General features: G+C 72.7%; 17 protein-coding genes. 9 read left to right on the top strand and 8 right to left on the bottom strand.

From position 1 onward, the window contains the following. Nucleotides 1-13 precede the first annotated feature (13 nt). Nucleotides 14-802 (top strand): helix-turn-helix domain-containing protein, encoded by a 789-nt coding sequence (locus tag PVK74_RS22675; RefSeq protein ID WP_064448392.1) that lies wholly within the window; start codon nucleotides 14-16, stop codon nucleotides 800-802. A 307-nt stretch (nucleotides 803-1,109) separates the two neighbouring features. Here the strand turns inward: PVK74_RS22675 and PVK74_RS22670 are convergent, their stop codons facing one another. The 6 genes from PVK74_RS22670 to PVK74_RS22645 are packed head-to-tail and all read right to left on the bottom strand — an operon-like array spanning nucleotide 1,110 to nucleotide 6,690. Continuing rightward, entirely contained in the window at nucleotides 1,110-2,648 is a 1,539-nt protein-coding gene (locus PVK74_RS22670; RefSeq protein WP_274477163.1) for a SpoIIE family protein phosphatase, read from the bottom strand. Between the two features lie 2 nt (nucleotides 2,649-2,650). Next, complete coding sequence (locus tag PVK74_RS22665) at nucleotides 2,651-3,997, bottom strand: sensor histidine kinase (RefSeq protein WP_064448391.1); 1,347 nt, start codon at nucleotides 3,995-3,997, stop codon at nucleotides 2,651-2,653. Next, on the bottom strand, nucleotides 3,994-5,007 hold the full coding sequence (locus PVK74_RS22660; protein WP_274479309.1) for a SpoIIE family protein phosphatase: 1,014 nt from the start codon (nucleotides 5,005-5,007) through the stop codon (nucleotides 3,994-3,996). Before PVK74_RS22660 ends, PVK74_RS22665 begins: the two co-directional genes overlap by 4 nt. After that, the gene (locus PVK74_RS22655; RefSeq protein ID WP_043327430.1) at nucleotides 5,004-5,423 is read right to left on the bottom strand and encodes an ATP-binding protein; all 420 of its coding nucleotides are present in this window, start codon (nucleotides 5,421-5,423) and stop codon (nucleotides 5,004-5,006) included. Before PVK74_RS22655 ends, PVK74_RS22660 begins: the two co-directional genes overlap by 4 nt. Next, nucleotides 5,420-5,830, bottom strand: a complete 411-nt coding sequence (locus tag PVK74_RS22650) for an STAS domain-containing protein (protein WP_043327433.1) — start codon at nucleotides 5,828-5,830, stop codon at nucleotides 5,420-5,422. Before PVK74_RS22650 ends, PVK74_RS22655 begins: the two co-directional genes overlap by 4 nt. Further along, nucleotides 5,830-6,690, bottom strand: a complete 861-nt coding sequence (locus PVK74_RS22645; RefSeq protein ID WP_043327435.1) for an STAS domain-containing protein — start codon at nucleotides 6,688-6,690, stop codon at nucleotides 5,830-5,832. The genes PVK74_RS22650 and PVK74_RS22645 overlap by 1 nt, the downstream gene beginning before the upstream one ends. A 159-nt stretch (nucleotides 6,691-6,849) precedes the next feature. Between PVK74_RS22645 and PVK74_RS22640 the strand changes: the two genes are divergently transcribed. Then, nucleotides 6,850-7,206, top strand: coding sequence for an STAS domain-containing protein (locus tag PVK74_RS22640; protein ID WP_030500698.1), 357 nt, complete (start codon nucleotides 6,850-6,852; stop codon nucleotides 7,204-7,206). Between the two features lie 10 nt (nucleotides 7,207-7,216). On the opposite strand, the gene PVK74_RS22635 is transcribed toward PVK74_RS22640, so the two are convergent. Beyond that, entirely contained in the window at nucleotides 7,217-8,485 is a 1,269-nt protein-coding gene (locus PVK74_RS22635) for an MFS transporter (protein WP_069088719.1), read from the bottom strand. A gap of 49 nt (nucleotides 8,486-8,534) precedes the next feature. Here PVK74_RS22635 and PVK74_RS22630 point away from each other — a divergent pair, with 49 nt between their 5' ends. From PVK74_RS22630 to PVK74_RS22600, 7 genes are all read left to right on the top strand, one after another. Beyond that, nucleotides 8,535-9,218: a FadR/GntR family transcriptional regulator gene (locus PVK74_RS22630; protein WP_043327439.1), complete on the top strand. Its 684-nt coding sequence runs from the start codon at nucleotides 8,535-8,537 to the stop codon at nucleotides 9,216-9,218. Between the two features lie 40 nt (nucleotides 9,219-9,258). After that, nucleotides 9,259-9,714 carry a large conductance mechanosensitive channel protein MscL gene (gene mscL / locus PVK74_RS22625; protein ID WP_274477162.1) on the top strand — a complete coding sequence of 152 codons (456 nt, stop codon included), beginning with the start codon at nucleotides 9,259-9,261 and terminating at the stop codon, nucleotides 9,712-9,714. Between the two features lie 77 nt (nucleotides 9,715-9,791). Further along, nucleotides 9,792-10,040 (top strand): hypothetical protein, encoded by a 249-nt coding sequence (locus PVK74_RS22620; protein WP_026268772.1) that lies wholly within the window; start codon nucleotides 9,792-9,794, stop codon nucleotides 10,038-10,040. Between the two features lie 29 nt (nucleotides 10,041-10,069). Further along, nucleotides 10,070-10,435: a hypothetical protein gene (locus PVK74_RS22615; protein ID WP_069088720.1), complete on the top strand. Its 366-nt coding sequence runs from the start codon at nucleotides 10,070-10,072 to the stop codon at nucleotides 10,433-10,435. A 234-nt stretch (nucleotides 10,436-10,669) separates the two neighbouring features. Next, complete coding sequence (locus PVK74_RS22610) at nucleotides 10,670-10,963, top strand: hypothetical protein (RefSeq protein ID WP_069088721.1); 294 nt, start codon at nucleotides 10,670-10,672, stop codon at nucleotides 10,961-10,963. Continuing rightward, nucleotides 10,960-11,583 (top strand): RNA polymerase sigma factor, encoded by a 624-nt coding sequence (locus PVK74_RS22605; RefSeq protein WP_113972225.1) that lies wholly within the window; start codon nucleotides 10,960-10,962, stop codon nucleotides 11,581-11,583. Before PVK74_RS22610 ends, PVK74_RS22605 begins: the two co-directional genes overlap by 4 nt. Beyond that, complete coding sequence (locus tag PVK74_RS22600) at nucleotides 11,570-13,474, top strand: GGDEF domain-containing phosphodiesterase (protein ID WP_274477161.1); 1,905 nt, start codon at nucleotides 11,570-11,572, stop codon at nucleotides 13,472-13,474. The genes PVK74_RS22605 and PVK74_RS22600 overlap by 14 nt, the downstream gene beginning before the upstream one ends. A gap of 7 nt (nucleotides 13,475-13,481) precedes the next feature. On the opposite strand, the gene PVK74_RS22595 is transcribed toward PVK74_RS22600, so the two are convergent. Next, nucleotides 13,482-14,696: a benzoate/H(+) symporter BenE family transporter gene (locus tag PVK74_RS22595; protein ID WP_187694286.1), complete on the bottom strand. Its 1,215-nt coding sequence runs from the start codon at nucleotides 14,694-14,696 to the stop codon at nucleotides 13,482-13,484. Nucleotides 14,697-14,721 lie beyond the last annotated feature (25 nt).

Genomic DNA, 14,721 nt, shown 5'->3' with positions numbered 1-14,721 from the left:
CGGTCTTGAAGAAATGCGACACGAACCGCGGCGTGACAACCGGGGCATCCTCGATCCGGGCCGGCTGCGGCAGCAGGTCCGGTTCCGGCGCCGGATGGCCGCCCCGGCGTTGCGCCGGTGGGTGGAGCACTACTGGTTGATCGACTGGGATCTGACCGAGCCGTTCGAGCAGCGGGTGGTGCCGCACCCCACCGTGAACGTGGTGTTCCAGGCGCAGGAGGGCGCGCCCGAACAGGGCGAGATCGCCGGCGTCGACACCGGCCTGTTCGCCGTCACGCTGCACGGCGTCGGCCGGGTCTCCGGCGTCCAGTTCCGCCCGGGCGGCTTCCGGCCGTTCTGGCGGCGCCCGGTCGCCGAACTGACCGGCCGGCGCGTGCCGATCCCCGGCGGGCCGATCTGCCCGGGGACCGACGACGAGCGCTGCGCGAGGCTGGACGAGCTGCTGACCTCGTGGCCGCCGGTCGCGGATCCGCTCGCCGCGGAGGCCACCGCGCTGGTCGAGGAGATCCGCGCCGACCGGACCGTGCTTCGGGTGACCGACTTCGCCCGGCGGCGCGGCGTCTCCGTCCGCCGGCTCCAGCGCCTCTTCCTCGACCACGTGGGCGTCGGTCCGAAGTGGGTGATCCGCCGCTACCGGCTCCAGGAGGCGATCGAACAGGCCGCCGCCGGGCCGCTGGACTGGTCGCGGGTCGCCGCCGATCTGGGGTACGCCGACCAGGCCCACCTGGTGCGCGAGTTCACCGCCGTCGCCGGGGTCTCGCCCGCGGCGTACGCCCGCTCGCTGGCGGCCCTGCGGCCGTGACGCGGGTCAGGCCTGCCGAGCGCGGGCCAACCCTCACTCCGCGCGGTTACGCAAGGTGACAGTCGGCCCGAGCGGCGGGCCTCGCCTCGCGCCGACTTTGCTCTGCAGCCACTGACGCAACGCACACCGACGGTGACGGTGGCGGTGCGACGCCGCCGACCATGGTCAACAGGAAGCGCCTGCTCAGGCTCCTGCTGCACCGATGGCTGCAGAGCAAAGTCGGCAGCAAGCCCACTCACTCGCCCGGCGGCGGCCGTGACGCAGCGTTACAGGCAGCTTGGCTACGGTACGTGACCGGGAACGCGCGTCAGCGGCGGCGGACCGCCACCACCGCAACGTCGTCCTGGATCTCCGGCGGCGCCAACTCGACCAGCAGCCGCTGGCAGAACTGGTCCAGGTCGTCGTCCACCCGGGCGGCGGCCACACCGAGCGCCGCCATGCCGTCGTCGATGGTGGCGTCCCGCCGCTCGATCAGCCCGTCGGTGTAGAGCACGAGCGTCGCCCCGGCGGGAAGCACGAACTCCAGGTCGGGCGGGCGCAGCGCGCGTACCCCGAGCAGCGGCGCGGACTGCGCCACGAACTCGACCCGGCCGTCCCGGCTCAGCAACGCCGGCAGGTGCCCGGCGCTGGCCATCCGGACCAGCCCGGTCGACGGCTGGAGCAGCAGCACGCAGATGGTGGCCAGCTCATTCGGCAGCAGGTTGCGCATCAGCTCGTTGACCCGGTCCAGGATCACCCCGGGCTGATGGCCCTCGACCGCGTACGCCCGTACCGCGTGGCGCAGCTCGGCCATCACGGTGGCCGCGTGCAGCGAGTGCCCGGCCACGTCACCGATCGCCACCAGCAGGTGCCCGTCGAGCATCACCAGCTCGTAGAAGTCGCCGCCCACCTCGGTCTGCGCGCTCGCCGGCTCGTACCGCACGGCCAGGTCCAGGCCCACGACGTCGGGCAGCCGCTGCGGCAGAAGGCTGCGCTGCAACGTCACGGCGATCCGGTGCTCCTCGTCGAAGGAGCGCTGCGCCTCCACCGCCGAGGCGACGGCCTGGGCGAGCTGCACCAGCACCGGCGTACGGACGGTCTGGGTGGCGGTCGGCACCACCACGTACAGCGGGGCGCGGTCCTCCCGCAGCCGGGAGGCGGCCACCGTCACCGTGTCCCCGTCCGGCCAGCCCGTCAGCGCCCAGTTGCCCGGGTCGTCGACCCGTACCCGGGTGCCGATCGGCACACCGGTGTCGTCCACCACCCACGGCACGATCGTGGCCGGCGTGTGCGGGTCGACCGCCACCCCCGCCAGGCAGTCCCCGTCGAACGTCTCGGCGACCACCGCCGCGGGGGCCTTGAAGATCCGCGCCGCGCCGCTCGCTGCCGCCTCCAGCAGCCGGACGAAGTTCGGCGTCGCGTGCATCTCCACCGTGGCGTCGGCGAGCGCGGCGAGCCGCTCGGCGAGCTGCTCGGCACGCAGCCGGGCCTGGTAGTAGCGCAGCACCGCGTGCGCGGTGGCGACCAGTTCCTCCGGCTCGATCGGCTCGGCCAGGTAGGCGTCCGCGCCCCGGGTGAGACCCTGCGCCCGGTCGACCACGTCCACCGCGTGGGCGGAGACGTGGATGACCGGAATGTACGGGTGCGTCTCCTTGATCCGCTCGCACACCTCGAAGCCGCTCATGTCGGGCAGCCGCACGTCGAGCACCACGAGGTCGACGTGCTCACGGGCCACCCGGTCCAGCGCCTCCGTGCCGTTCTCCGCCTCCACGGTGACGAAACCGGCCCGGGTGAGCCAGTTCACCAGCAGGTACCGCTTGGGGCCGCTGTCGTCGACCACCAGCACGGTCACCGGCCCGCTGTCCACCGTCACGCTCCGCCCGCGGGAAGGACCACTGTGAACGTGCTGCCCCGGCCGGTTTCGCTCGTCAGCTCCAGCGTCCCGCCGAGCAGTGTGACCAGCCGCCGCGCGTACGGCAGGCCGAGCCCGGTGCCACCGACCCGCGTCGTGCCGGGCACCTGGTAGAACTCCTCGAAGACCCGCTCGTGCAGTTCGGGCGGGATGCCGACGCCGGTGTCGGTGACCGACAGCGTCCACTGTTCGCCCCGGCGCTCGGCGCGCAGGCGTACCTCGCCGCGCTCGGTGAACTTCAGGCCGTTGTGCAGCAGGTTGCGCAGCACCTGGGCGAGCAGCACCTCGTCCGAGCGGAGCGTCGCCGGGGCCGGGGGCTCCTCGACCACAAGCTCCACATCGGAGCGGACGGTGAGCGCCCGCAGCGTGCCGCGCAGCTGCCCGAACACCGCGCGCAGGTCGACCTCGGACCAGTCCGGCTCGATCCGGCCCGACTCCGCCTTCGCCAGATCGAGCAGCTCGTTGACCAGCCCCAGCAGGTCACCGGCGGAGGACCGGATCAGCCCCACCTGGCGGGCCTGCTCGCCGGTGAGCGGGTCGGAGGCGGAGTCGGCCAGCAGCCGGGCCAGACCGATGATCGCGGTGACCGGCGCGCGCAGCTCGTGGCTGACGTTGGCGAGGAACCGGCTCTTCGACTCGCTCGCGGCCCGCAGCTGCGTGGACTTCTCCTCCAGCTCGGCGTAGAGCGCCACCACGCCCCGGTTGGTCTCCTCCAGCTCCTCGGTGAGCTGGTTGTAGAGCGCCATCACGCCCCGGTTGGTCTCCTGCAGTTCGGAGTTGAGCACCGCCAGCTCGTCGCGCTGACTGCGTACCTCGTCGAGAGCCGCGATGAGCTGGGAGTTCTGCGCGGCCAGCTCGTCCAGCGCGGAGGCCGGAGCACGCTCGGCCAGCTCGGCCCGGAGCCGGCCGGCGCGTTCCGGCGTCAGCTCCTCGGCGTGGTCGGGCACCCGTCTGGACATCCTCACGACGGTATCGCCCTCGACGGCCACGACCTGCAACGTGTCCACCAGACGCGCGACGGCGCCGGACTTCGGCTCGTACCGGCCGCCTGGCAGTGGACGCAACGGCGACAGGTCGACCTGGAGGATCCGGCGGCCCACGGCGTCCCGGTCGAGAGCGAACGTGACGTCCGCGCCGTCGGCGCCGCTCAACAACTCCCGGGCCACCTCGCTGAGCGCGGTGGCGATCCGCACCTGGTCCTGGTGTTCCAGCCCGACCGCCGCGGCCACCTCGCGGCCGCGCTGCCGGACCAGGAAGATGTCCTGCTCGACCCGGAGTGCCAGGTGCAGAAGGGGTTCGGTCATGCCGCCCCCCGCGCGACCAGGACGCAGGCGTCGTCGCGACGGATGGCGGCGTCACGCAGCAGCGTCGCGGCGGCCAGCAACGGGTTGCGCCCGGCCAGCCCGGGGTAGTCGTCCAGGTCCCAGCGATCCACCACCCCGTCACTGTGCATGACCAGGGTGGAGTCACGCGAGAAGGGGTAGTCGTACCCGCGGATCGCCGGACGCTGGTGCCCGGCGATGCCCGGCAGCGAGACGAGCCCGCGCCGCCGCTCGCCCGGCGCGACGATCATCGCGGCGATGTTGCCCAGGCCGGCGAAGCGGAGCAGCCCGGCGGCGGGATCCGGTTCGGCCACCGCGAGCGCCGCGCCCCGGGTGTGCGACATGGCGGCGTGCAGGTGCCGCACCACGACATCCGGCGGCCCGTCCGGCGCCGAGCGGAACGCGGACACGGCGGCCCCGGTCGCGGCGGCGGCCAGTGGCCCGTGGCCGAGGCCGTCGGAGACCAGCACCTGCCGCCGGCCGTCGACCTGGCGGACCGCGTACCCGTCGCCGCTGTCTTGCTCGCCGGTGATCGGCCGGGCCAGCCCGCCGGCCCAGTCCGGCGTGGGCGGTGCGGCGTCCCAGACCTGGACGACCAGGACGGTGCCCCGGCCGGGCGTCGAGTAGCCGTCGAACCGGCTCGACTGCCGGGTGATCGCGCCGAGCCCGATGCCGAGCGTGCCGGCGGTGGAGTGGCCGTCGACCGACGAGAGCGTCAGGTCGGCCATGCCGGGGCCGGAGTCGATGGCCACCAGTTCCACCCCGGCCCGTCCGGCCCGGCGCGCCGGGCGCAGCAGGAGCGTGCCCTCGCGGGCGTGCTTGACCAGGTTGCTGGTGATCTCGGCGGTGACGATGGCCAGGTCCGCGACACGATCGGTGCTCAGTTCGAGCTGCCGGCCGAGACGCTCGGCGGCCCGGCGTACGCCGCCGGCGGTCGCGCCGTTGTCGACCCGGAACCACACCCCGTGGTCGGGGACCACGTCGGCGGTCATCGCGACCACTTGGTGACGGTGATCCTCGTCCCCTCGCCGACAGCCGTCTGGATGTCGAAGTCGTCCACCAGCCGGCGGGCCCCGCTGAGCCCGAGGCCCAGCCCGCCCCCCGTGGTGTAGCCGTCGGTCAGCGCCAGGTCGAGGTCGGGGATGCCCGGCCCTTCGTCGGCGAAGAGGATCCGTACGCCACGCCGGCGGCCGTCCTCCACTGTGCTCACCTCGGCGCTGCCCCCGCCGCCGTAGATCAGCGTGTTGCGGGCCAGCTCGCTGGCGGCGGTCACCAGCTTCGTCTGGTCGACCAGGGAGAGCCGGACCGCGACGGCCGTGGTACGCACCAACTGCCGGACCCGCACCACGTCCTCGTCGCTGCGGATCGCCTGCGTCGCCGGCACGCCGAGGTCGACGCCCGTGGTCATGCCGTCGCCGTCGTCTCGGTGTCCTCGTCGTCGGCGCCCTCGTCCCACTCGTCGGCCCGGCTGGCCGCGATCAGCTCCATGCCGCGCTCGACGTTCAGCGCGGTACGGATGCCGTTGAGCGACAGCCCCAGCTCGACGAGCGTGATGGCGACGGCCGGGCGCATGCCGACCACCACCGTCTCGGCGTCCAGCACCTTCGAGATGGACGCGATGGTGGAGAGCATCCGGCCGACGAAGGAGTCGACGATGTCCAGCGCCGTGATGTCGATGATCACGCCGTGGCAGCCCGTGGCGACGATCCGCTCGGCCAGGTCCTCCTGCAACTGGATCGCCGTCTGGTCGGACATGTCGACCTGGATGGAGACCAGCAGGATGTCGCCGATCTTGAGGATCGGCACCCGTTCCATCAGGACTCCCGCCGCGGGCGGCGAGCGGTGGTCTCGACCCCGGTCAGGCGCAGCACGTGGCGCAGCGCGTCGGCGAGGCTCGCCTTGGTGGCGATGTCGCCGAACTCGATGCCGAGGGCGACGATCGTCTGGGCGATCTGCGGGCGGATGCCGGAGATGATGCAGTCGGCGCCCATCAGCCGGGCGGCCACCACGGTCTTGAGGATGTGCTGCGCGACCTGGGTGTCCACCGCCGGCACGCCGGTGATGTCGATGATCGCGTACGGCGAGCCGGTGTCGACCAGGGTCTGGAGCAGCCGCTCCATCACCACCTGGGCGCGGGCCGAGTCCAGCGTCCCGACCAGCGGGACGGCGACCACGCCCTCCCAGAGCTTGACCACCGGGGTGGACAGCTCCAGCAGCTGCTCCGCCTGGTCGGCGATCAGGCTCTCCCGGGCCCGGACGAACGTCTCGAACGTGAACAGGCCCATCTGGTCGACGAGCGCGGAGAAGGCGACGAAGTCGCGCAGGGTGTCGTCACCCTTCTCCTCTTCCATCAGCTCCAGCAGGGCGTCCTTGCACGCGAACACGCTGATCGCGGTCTCGGTGGCGGAGAACCCCTGCCGGGCCCGGTTGGTGGACAGCTCGGACAGCACCGCCCGCAGCTCACCGCCGTGCTCGTCGGCCAGGTCGGAGACGCCCTGGCGACCGGCGTCGACCAGCGCGCGGTGCAGTTCCTGGACCTGCCGGGCCAGCTCGGCCCGGCTCAGGCGACCGCGCAGCGAACTGGCGACGATCTCCGTCCAGCGGTTGGTCAGCCGGTCCGCGTGCTGACTGAGCAGGTGGGCGAGCCGACCACCCTGTTCGGCGCTCAACGCCATCCTGACCTCCCTGATTTGGACGGGCGGACTCTATCACCGGGGGCTGACGCGGTACTTGTCGCGGAGCAAAGAATGATCGACCGCACCCGTGACCGCTCCCGTTCTGCGCGGCGCGCCCGTCGTGGGATACCGTTTCCCCCGAACACAGGAGGTCGACGAATGTCCTTGACGGTGCACACGGAACAGCGCGGCGACGTGGTCGTCGTGTCGGTCGCGGGCGAGCTGGACATGGCCACGGCACCGCAGCTGCAGGACCAGATCACGGATCTGCTGGACAAGGGGCGCAACCGCCTGGTCTTCGACCTGGCCGAGGTGTCGTTCTGCGACTCCACCGGCCTGTCGGTGTTCGTCCGGGCGAAGAACAACTGCGACGAGGCCGGCGGCGTCGTCCGGCTGGCCGCTCCGCAGCGCGGCGTGCTGCGCATCCTCGAGGTCAGCGGGCTGGTCGAGGTGCTGCACACGTACCCGACCGTGGAACAGGCCGTCGCGGGCGAGCCCACCCCGACCTCCTCCTGACCGGTTCCGCTCAGCGCTCGTCCTCGATGTAGCGGGGACGGGCGATCACCATGCCCGCCGCCGTCTGCACGGCGAGCGCCACCAGCAGGAAGCCGATCGGGGCGGTCCAGCCGCCGGTCGCCTCGTAGAGGATGCCCACCAGCAGCGGCCCGAGCGCCGCGATGACGTACCCGGTGCTCTGCGCGAACGCGGACAACGCCACGGTCCCCTCGGCGGTCCGGGCGCGCAGCCCGATCGTGGTCAGGATGAGCGGGAACGCGCCCTGGCCGAGCGCCAGCAGCAGCACCCACAGCGGCGCCAGGCCGTGCGGGGCCAGCGCCAGACCGGTGTACGCGGCGGCGGAGAACACGGTGAGCGACAGCACCAGCGGCCGGAGCGTGGCCAGCCGGCCGGCCAGCGCCGGCATCATCAGCGCCACCGGCACGCCCAGCGCGGTCACGCCGGCGAGCAGCAGCCCCGCCGCCTCCGGGCGGTACCCGGCGTCCCGGAAGAGCTGGGCCAGCCAGCCCATGATCGCGTACCCGCTGAGCGACTGCGCCCCGAAGTAGACCGCCATGGCCCAGCCGAGCCGGGTCCGGGCGGGTTGCACCCGGGCCGGGGTGGCGACGGCCACCGCCGGGGGCGCGGCCCGTCGCGCCGCGCGGGCCCGCAGCGCCAGCGGCACCCACGGGAGTACGGCCAGCGCGGCCAGCCCGGCCCAGACGCCGAGTCCGGCCCGCCAGGAGCCGAAGGCGTGCGCGACCGGCACCGCCGCGGCGGCGGCCACCGTCGTGCCCACCGTCAGGGCCATCGTGTACGCCCCGGTGACCAGCCCGGTGCGGTGCGGGAAGTGCTGCTTGACGAGCATCGGCAGCAGGATGTTCGCCACCGCGATGCCGGCCAGCGCGAGCGCGCTGGTGGCCACGAAGACCGCCGCCGAGCCGGTGAGCGCGCGCAGCACCTGCCCGACGGTGAGCGCCAGCATGGCGAGCACCAGCACCCGGGGCGCGGCCCAGCGGCGGACCAGCCACGGGGTGAGCGCGCCCAGTCCGGCGAACGCGATGGTGGGCAGCGTGGTGACCAGGCCGGCCATCGCCCCGGAGAGGCCGAGACCGACCCGTACCTCGTCGAGCAGCGCGCCGAGGCTGGTCACCGCCGCGCGCAGGTTCAGCGCGACCAGGAGCATCCCGGTCAGCACGAGCAGTCCGCCTCGGACCGCGCGGGGCGCCGGGGTGGGGAGGGCCGCGGAGCCGGCGCCGGGGGCGGGCACTGTCGCGGCGGGCGCGGGTGGCGGAGTCATGACCTCGAACCTACAATCATGGGATGAATTTCGGCACGAGGTGTAACCGGTGACACCCGCCGTGGATTCCGTCGTCGTGCCGCCGCGCGGTCACCGGGTCCGCCAGACCATCGAGCAGCTCCGGGAGCGCATCCTCGGCGGCGAGTGGCCGGTGGGCGGGCGCATCCCCACCGAGCCGCAACTCGTCGCCGAGCTCGGCGTGGGCCGGAACACGGTCCGCGAGGCGGTCCGGGCGCTCGTGCACGCCGGGGTGCTGGTGTGCCGGCAGGGCTCCGGCACGTACGTGGTGTCGACCGACGAGCTGGCCCCGGTGGTGGCCCGCCGGCTCACCGACGACCGGATGACCGAGGTGATCGAGGTCCGGCGCGCGTTCGAGGTGGAGGCCGCCCGGCTCGCCGCATTGAGGCGTACCCCTGAGGACCTGGTGGCGCTCGACGGCGCGCTCGCGGCCCGCGAGGCCGCGTGGCGCGGCGGCCGGGTGGACGAGTTCGTCGAGGCGGACGCCGCGCTGCACACGGCAGTGGTGGCGGCCGCGCACAACGCCATGCTGGCCGAGCTGTACGCCTCGGTCGGCGCCGCGCTGCGCAGCACCGTGGCCCAGGCGATGGGCGAGGCGCTGACCCCGGAGCGGTACGTGGATCACGGCCGGCTGGTGGAGGCGATCCGGGCCGGCGACCCGCAGCGGGCGGCGATCGAGGCCGGTGCTTTTCTCGAAGGGCCCGCCGGGGCATAGGTTGTCCCCGACGCAGACTCATCAGGGCACGGGAGTACGGATGCTCAAGGGCTTCAAAGACTTCATCATGCGCGGCAACGTCGTCGACCTGGCGGTCGGTGTCGTCATCGGCGCCGCGTTCACCGGCGTGGTCACGGCCTTTACAGGCTCGTTCCTGAAGCCGCTGATCAAGCTGGTCAGTGGTGGCAGTGAACTCAAGTCGGGAACCTGGACGATCGGTGACGTGAAGTTCCCCTGGGTGGACTTCGTCAACGCGGCGATCACCTTCCTACTAACCGCCGCCGTTCTGTACTTCCTGGTGGTCTTCCCGATGAACAAGCTCGCCGAGCGCCGCAAGCGCGGCGAGGAGCCGCCGCCGTCGGCCCCGAGCGAGGAGGTCAAGCTGCTCACCGAGATCCGTGACGCGCTGCTCGCCGGCAACCACGGCACCCCGGGCCAGCGCAGCGCCCTGGACGACGTGCTCGGCCGCCGGCAGGAGCCGCCCGCGCCGCGCTGACGCCATAGCCGATCGGCCCCCGCGACAATCTCGCGGGGGCCGACGTGTATCGAACACATGTTCGATAGAGTCCGGGCATGGAGCAGCGTAGGCACTGGTGGAACGGGAAATGGGGACGCCTCGCCCGGCGTGACGTCTTCCTCCGGGTGGACGGCGACCGCTGGCACGTGGAGCAGCGGGCCGGCGGCGCCGAGGGGGTTTCCCGGTTCTACGAGCACGCCAGCGTCGAGGAGGCGGAGGAGACGGTCCGGGCGCTGCTGGACGGCACCGACACGTGGCGCGAACTGTCCCCCCGCCCGCCGGGCGGCTGGGCCCCGTCCGTTTAGCGCCCGTGCGACCCGGGAACCGCTGCCGTATGAGCCAGCAGCAGGACACCGTCTCCCGGGTCACCACCGGCATGCGGGTGGTCGACTCCGCAGGCGTCGAGGTGGGCACAGTCGATCTCGTCCAGCGCGGCGACCCGGCCGCGGTGACCGTGCAGGCGCCCGCGCCGGTCGACCCCGGCAGCAGCCTGGACGAGCTGATCGAGTCGGCGGCGGTCGAGGAGCCGGACGTGCCGGCCGACCTGGCCGCACGGCTGCTGCGCGACGGCTATCTCAAGGTCTCCACCGACCTGGTCCGCACCGGCGCGGTCTACGTGCTGGCCGACCGGATCGCCGCGGTGCACGACGGCGCGGTACGCCTCACCGTCCCGGCCACGGAGCTGCCCGCCGAGGAGTGACGCCCGCCGAGGTGATGGATTTGTCACCCGCAGTAATAGGTGATCAATGCAAGTTGCCCGGAAAAGCCGCCCGTCAATCCCCTTGCGCAGAGTCTCAATGCCATGACTTTGCGCTTTAATCGCTGATGAACGACTTGATCGTTGATCTTCAAAAACATTGCGCGCGTTCTGGTATCTACATCGGCCTCTCGCCACGGATAGTAATTGGCGAACCAAGGGGGCCGAGGGGGAACAATGAACGAAGCGCTGGCGGAACCGCTCACCGGATATCAGGTGGTGGCCGTGGCCACTGCCGTCGCCGGAGTGGTGGCGGGCCTGGTGCGGGCCTACGTGGCATACCGCGCCCGGATGAACGAGGAACGCGAGGCGACAACACGCACCACAGCGCGGGTCACGTGGCTGATCCGGCTGGCCGAGGCGGACCATGACGTCGTACGGATCGTGGAGCGCGATCGCGACGGGCATCGGGAGGTCGAACTGGGCGGGCGCGCTGCGTCGAAGCCCGGCCCCGTCGAGGAGGCGGCGTGACAGACATCAAGGGCACCGCCGCTCTCACACCGGATCCCGACGACAACGACGCTCTGCGCGAGGCGGAGGCGGCCCGCCTGAAGGCCGTTCACGACCGGGAGTTCGCCGAATTCACCGAAGGCTCGTACCACACCGTGGAACGGATTCTCCGGGCGAGATGCCGGGACCGTCAGGCGGTGGAGGACGCGCTTCACGAAGCCTTTCTGCACGGTCGGGTCGAGTGGTCCAAGCTCCGCGACCACGTCCGGCCGATCGGGTGGATCGTCCGTACGGCGCGGTTCAAGATGCTGAAGGATCACGACCGACGACTGCGGGAGGCCGCGGTGGCGCCGGAGGACCTGCCGCCGTCGTCCCACTCGGACATCGCTGACGCGTGGGAGGCGCAGGAGACGCTGCGCGGCTGGTTGCACCAGTTGCCGGTACGGCACGCCGAGGTGTTCCAGATGTCGAAGGAGGGCTTCTCCAACCAGGAGATCGCCCGCATCCTCGGCCTGACCGAGAACAGCGTCCGCTCCTACAAGGCCGCCGCCAAGAAGGAGCTGTGCGAACTGGCCGAGAAGGCCGGCTTCACCCGCTCGGAGAGCGAGCGGCGGCAGGGGGCCGGCCGTGGATCTCGATGACATCCTGGCGCTCGCCGAGACCACACCCAGCCCGTTGGAGCTCGCGCGCGCCCGCCGGGTGGCGCGGACCGTGCAGAGCCAGCACGACCTGTCCCTCGCCGAGGGCTACAAGATCATCGTGGACACCGACCTCGCCGATCCCCTGACCTGGGACGCCGACGAGGCCGTCCGCGTCACCCGCGCCGCCCAGTTGGCGAAGCAGGGCACCGTCACCTGGCTGCCCGGCGACCACGACGCGGAGCGCTTCGAGCGGCTCTCCTGGTCCGACGAGATGGCGATGATCGTCGGGCACGCGCCGGGAACGCTCCGCCTCACCCCGCGGACGCTCGCCGACCTCGTTCATCCCGCCGATGTCGAGCGCGTCCTCGCCGCGGTGCGGACGGCGTGGGAACAGAGCCGCCCCGACGAGATCGGCTTCCGGGTGGTCCAGCCCGGAGGCAGCGTCCGCCACGTGTACTGCCACCTCGAGATCCTCACCGACGCGGGCCGGCCGGTCGGCGTCATCGCCACCGGCGAGGACATCACCGCGCTCGAACTCGCCCGCCAGGAGCAGCGCCGGCTCGCCGTACGCAGCCGGATGCTCGGCCCCGACCCGGCCGTCCGGGACGTGCTCACCGGGCTCCAGACCCGCGGGTACGTGATCGACGAGGTCGACCGGGCGCGGCGCACCACCGGCGGCGCCCTGATCGTCGTGGCGACCGAACCGGCCACCCGGCTGCCCGACGCGCTGACCGACGAGGACCGCGACCAGGTGACGGCGGAGATCGCCCGGACCCTGCGCGCAGTCGCCGGGGACGGCGTCACCAGCGGGCTGGTGGGTTCCGGCTCGTGGGGCCTACTGCTCGCCCCCCGGGACGACGCGGGGAAGGCCGAGGCCCTGGCCGCCCGGATCGTGGACAAGTTCCGGAACCATCTGTTCAGCGTCCGGCAGAAGCCCCTGCGGCTCAACACCTCGGCCGGCGTGGTCCATTTCGGCAACGACATCCCGGACACCGGCTTCGACCTTCTCGTGGACGGCGAGCACGCGGCCCGCGACGCGCACCGCAACGCCACCGCCGTCAAGGTCCTGGAGCGGCCGGTCGCCGAGCGGGAACGGACGGACCGGTGCCGCCGCCGGATTCACCGCGCCGTCTCGGCCAACCGGTTCGCCCTGTACGCCCAGCCCATCATCGATCTCGGGCTCAATCAGGTGGCCCGTCACGAGATTCTGCTGCGCGTTCGCAGCGACACCGGTGAACCGGTCGCGCCGTGGGCCTTTCTCGACATGGCCGAGCGGGTCGGCGAGATCCTGGCGGTGGACAAGTGGGTCATCGACCACGCTCTGGAACTGATCGGCCGCGGGGCACAGACCTCCCATTACCAGGTGAACATTTCCGGGAAGTCGCTCGCCGACCCGGGACTGCTCGCTTTCGTGACCGGGGCGATCCACCGGCACCACGTCAAGCCGGAATGCCTGACGTTCGAAATCACCGAGACCGCGCTCATCGAGAACCGCAACGAGGCGCTGGCCTTCGCCACCGGAATCAGAGAGGTCGGCTGCCACCTGGCGCTCGACGACTTCGGCACCGGATACGGCGCCCTCGCCCAGCTCAAATACCTGCCGGTGGACCTGGTGAAGATCGACGGCGCGTTCATCGTCGACCTGTGCCGGTCGCCGGCCGACCAGGCTGTGGTGTCGGCGCTCGTCGAGCTGTGCCACACGCTCGGCATCCGGGTCGCCGCCGAGTACGTCCAGGACCAGGAGACCCTGGATCTCCTGCGCGCCGCGGAGGTCGACTTCGCGCAGGGCTACCAGATCGGGCGGCCGGAACCGATAACTGTGAGCCAGGAGGAGGTGCAGAGCATCGAACTCGAACTGCGGCTCCCGCCTCAGCAGACCGCCATGGGATGACCGGTCGTCACCCGGCCCGGCTGGGAACCGGCGGGGCGGGTTCCGCCTCGGGCGACCCGGCCGGCGGGGACGCGGCCGCGCGGCGGCGGAACAGCAGCAGCATCAGCCAGCCCGCGACCAGCCCCCAGAACGCGCCGCCCACCCCGAACAGGCTCACCCCGGAGGCGGTGACCACGAACGTCACCACCGCCGCCTCCCGCGCGTCCGGCTGGGCCACCGCCGCCGCGACCGCCCCGGCGAGCGCGCCGAGCAGGGCGAGCCCGGCGACGGCCTCCACCAGCACCGGCGGGGAGAGCAACACCAGTGTGGTGGCCACGCCCGCGCCGAGCCCGAGCAGCGCCAGCCCGATCCCGGCGGTGACCGAGGCGATCCAGCGCCGTTCCGGGTCCGGGTGGGCGTCCGGCCCGGCCGCCAGCGCGGCGGTGATCGCGGCCAGGTTCACCGCGTGCCCGCCGGCCGGAGCGCCGAGGGCGGTGGCGAGCCCGGTCACCCGCAGCGCCGAGCCCAGCGGGGCCCGATAGCCGTAGCCGGCGAGCACGGCGGTGCCGGGCACGTTCTGGGCGGCCATGGTGACCAGGAACAGCGGCAGGGCGAGCCCGACGACGGCGGGCAGCGTCCAGGCCGGCGCGGTGAACGCGACGACCGGTGCGGCGTCCATCCGGGCCGGGCCGGAGGTGGTGAGCGCGATCGCGACAACTGCCACGGCGAGCGCGCCGGGTACCGCCCAGCGGCGGGCGAACCGGTGCAGCAGGAGCCAGACCAGCACCACCGGCCCGGCCAGCCGGGGCACCTCCACGAGGGCGCGTACGGGCGCCGTACACAGCGGCAGCAGCACCCCGGCGAGCATGGCGGAGGCGATCGGGGCGGGGATCGCGGCGACCGCGCGGCCGAGCGCGGGGATCAGCCCGGCGGCGACGATCAGCAGGCCGGCGAGCAGGAACGCGCCGACCGCGGCGGGCCAGCCGCCGGTGACCGGCCCGGTGGCGACGAGCAGCGCCGCGCCCGGCGTGGACCAGGCGATCGACAGTGGCAGCCGGTGCCGCAGGCCGAGCCAGACCGCGCAGGCGCCACTGGCGACGCAGAGCGCGAGCAGGCCGGAGGCGGCCTGGTCCCGGTCGGCGCCGACGGCGCGCAGCCCGGCCAGGACGACTGTGAACGAGCTGGCGAAGCCGACCAGGGCGGTCACCACGCCGGCCAGGACGGGTTGGAGCCGACCCCCCATGCTCTCCTCCTCCGCCGTTCCGTTT

The sequence above is a fragment of the Micromonospora chalcea genome, assembly GCF_028768405.1.
GTDB classification, from domain to species: Bacteria; Actinomycetota; Actinomycetes; order Mycobacteriales; family Micromonosporaceae; genus Micromonospora; species Micromonospora chalcea.
This window is presented reverse-complemented; position numbering and strand designations above follow the sequence as displayed.

Excerpts from the sequence above, each read along its gene's own strand:
- PVK74_RS22675 (WP_064448392.1), top strand. The coding sequence starts at position 14 with ATGCGACACGAACCGCGGCGTGACAACCGGGGCATCCTCGATCCGGGC.
- PVK74_RS22665 (WP_064448391.1), bottom strand. The coding sequence starts at position 3,997 with ATGACCGAACCCCTTCTGCACCTGGCACTCCGGGTCGAGCAGGACATC.
- PVK74_RS22660 (WP_274479309.1), bottom strand. The coding sequence starts at position 5,007 with ATGACCGCCGACGTGGTCCCCGACCACGGGGTGTGGTTCCGGGTCGAC.
- PVK74_RS22655 (WP_043327430.1), bottom strand. The coding sequence starts at position 5,423 with ATGACCACGGGCGTCGACCTCGGCGTGCCGGCGACGCAGGCGATCCGC.
- PVK74_RS22650 (WP_043327433.1), bottom strand. The coding sequence starts at position 5,830 with ATGGAACGGGTGCCGATCCTCAAGATCGGCGACATCCTGCTGGTCTCC.
- PVK74_RS22645 (WP_043327435.1), bottom strand. The coding sequence starts at position 6,690 with ATGGCGTTGAGCGCCGAACAGGGTGGTCGGCTCGCCCACCTGCTCAGT.
- PVK74_RS22640 (WP_030500698.1), top strand. The coding sequence starts at position 6,850 with ATGTCCTTGACGGTGCACACGGAACAGCGCGGCGACGTGGTCGTCGTG.
- PVK74_RS22635 (WP_069088719.1), bottom strand. The coding sequence starts at position 8,485 with ATGACTCCGCCACCCGCGCCCGCCGCGACAGTGCCCGCCCCCGGCGCC.
- mscL (WP_274477162.1), top strand. The coding sequence starts at position 9,259 with ATGCTCAAGGGCTTCAAAGACTTCATCATGCGCGGCAACGTCGTCGAC.
- PVK74_RS22620 (WP_026268772.1), top strand. The coding sequence starts at position 9,792 with ATGGAGCAGCGTAGGCACTGGTGGAACGGGAAATGGGGACGCCTCGCC.
- PVK74_RS22615 (WP_069088720.1), top strand. The coding sequence starts at position 10,070 with ATGAGCCAGCAGCAGGACACCGTCTCCCGGGTCACCACCGGCATGCGG.
- PVK74_RS22610 (WP_069088721.1), top strand. The coding sequence starts at position 10,670 with ATGAACGAAGCGCTGGCGGAACCGCTCACCGGATATCAGGTGGTGGCC.
- PVK74_RS22595 (WP_187694286.1), bottom strand. The coding sequence starts at position 14,696 with ATGGGGGGTCGGCTCCAACCCGTCCTGGCCGGCGTGGTGACCGCCCTG.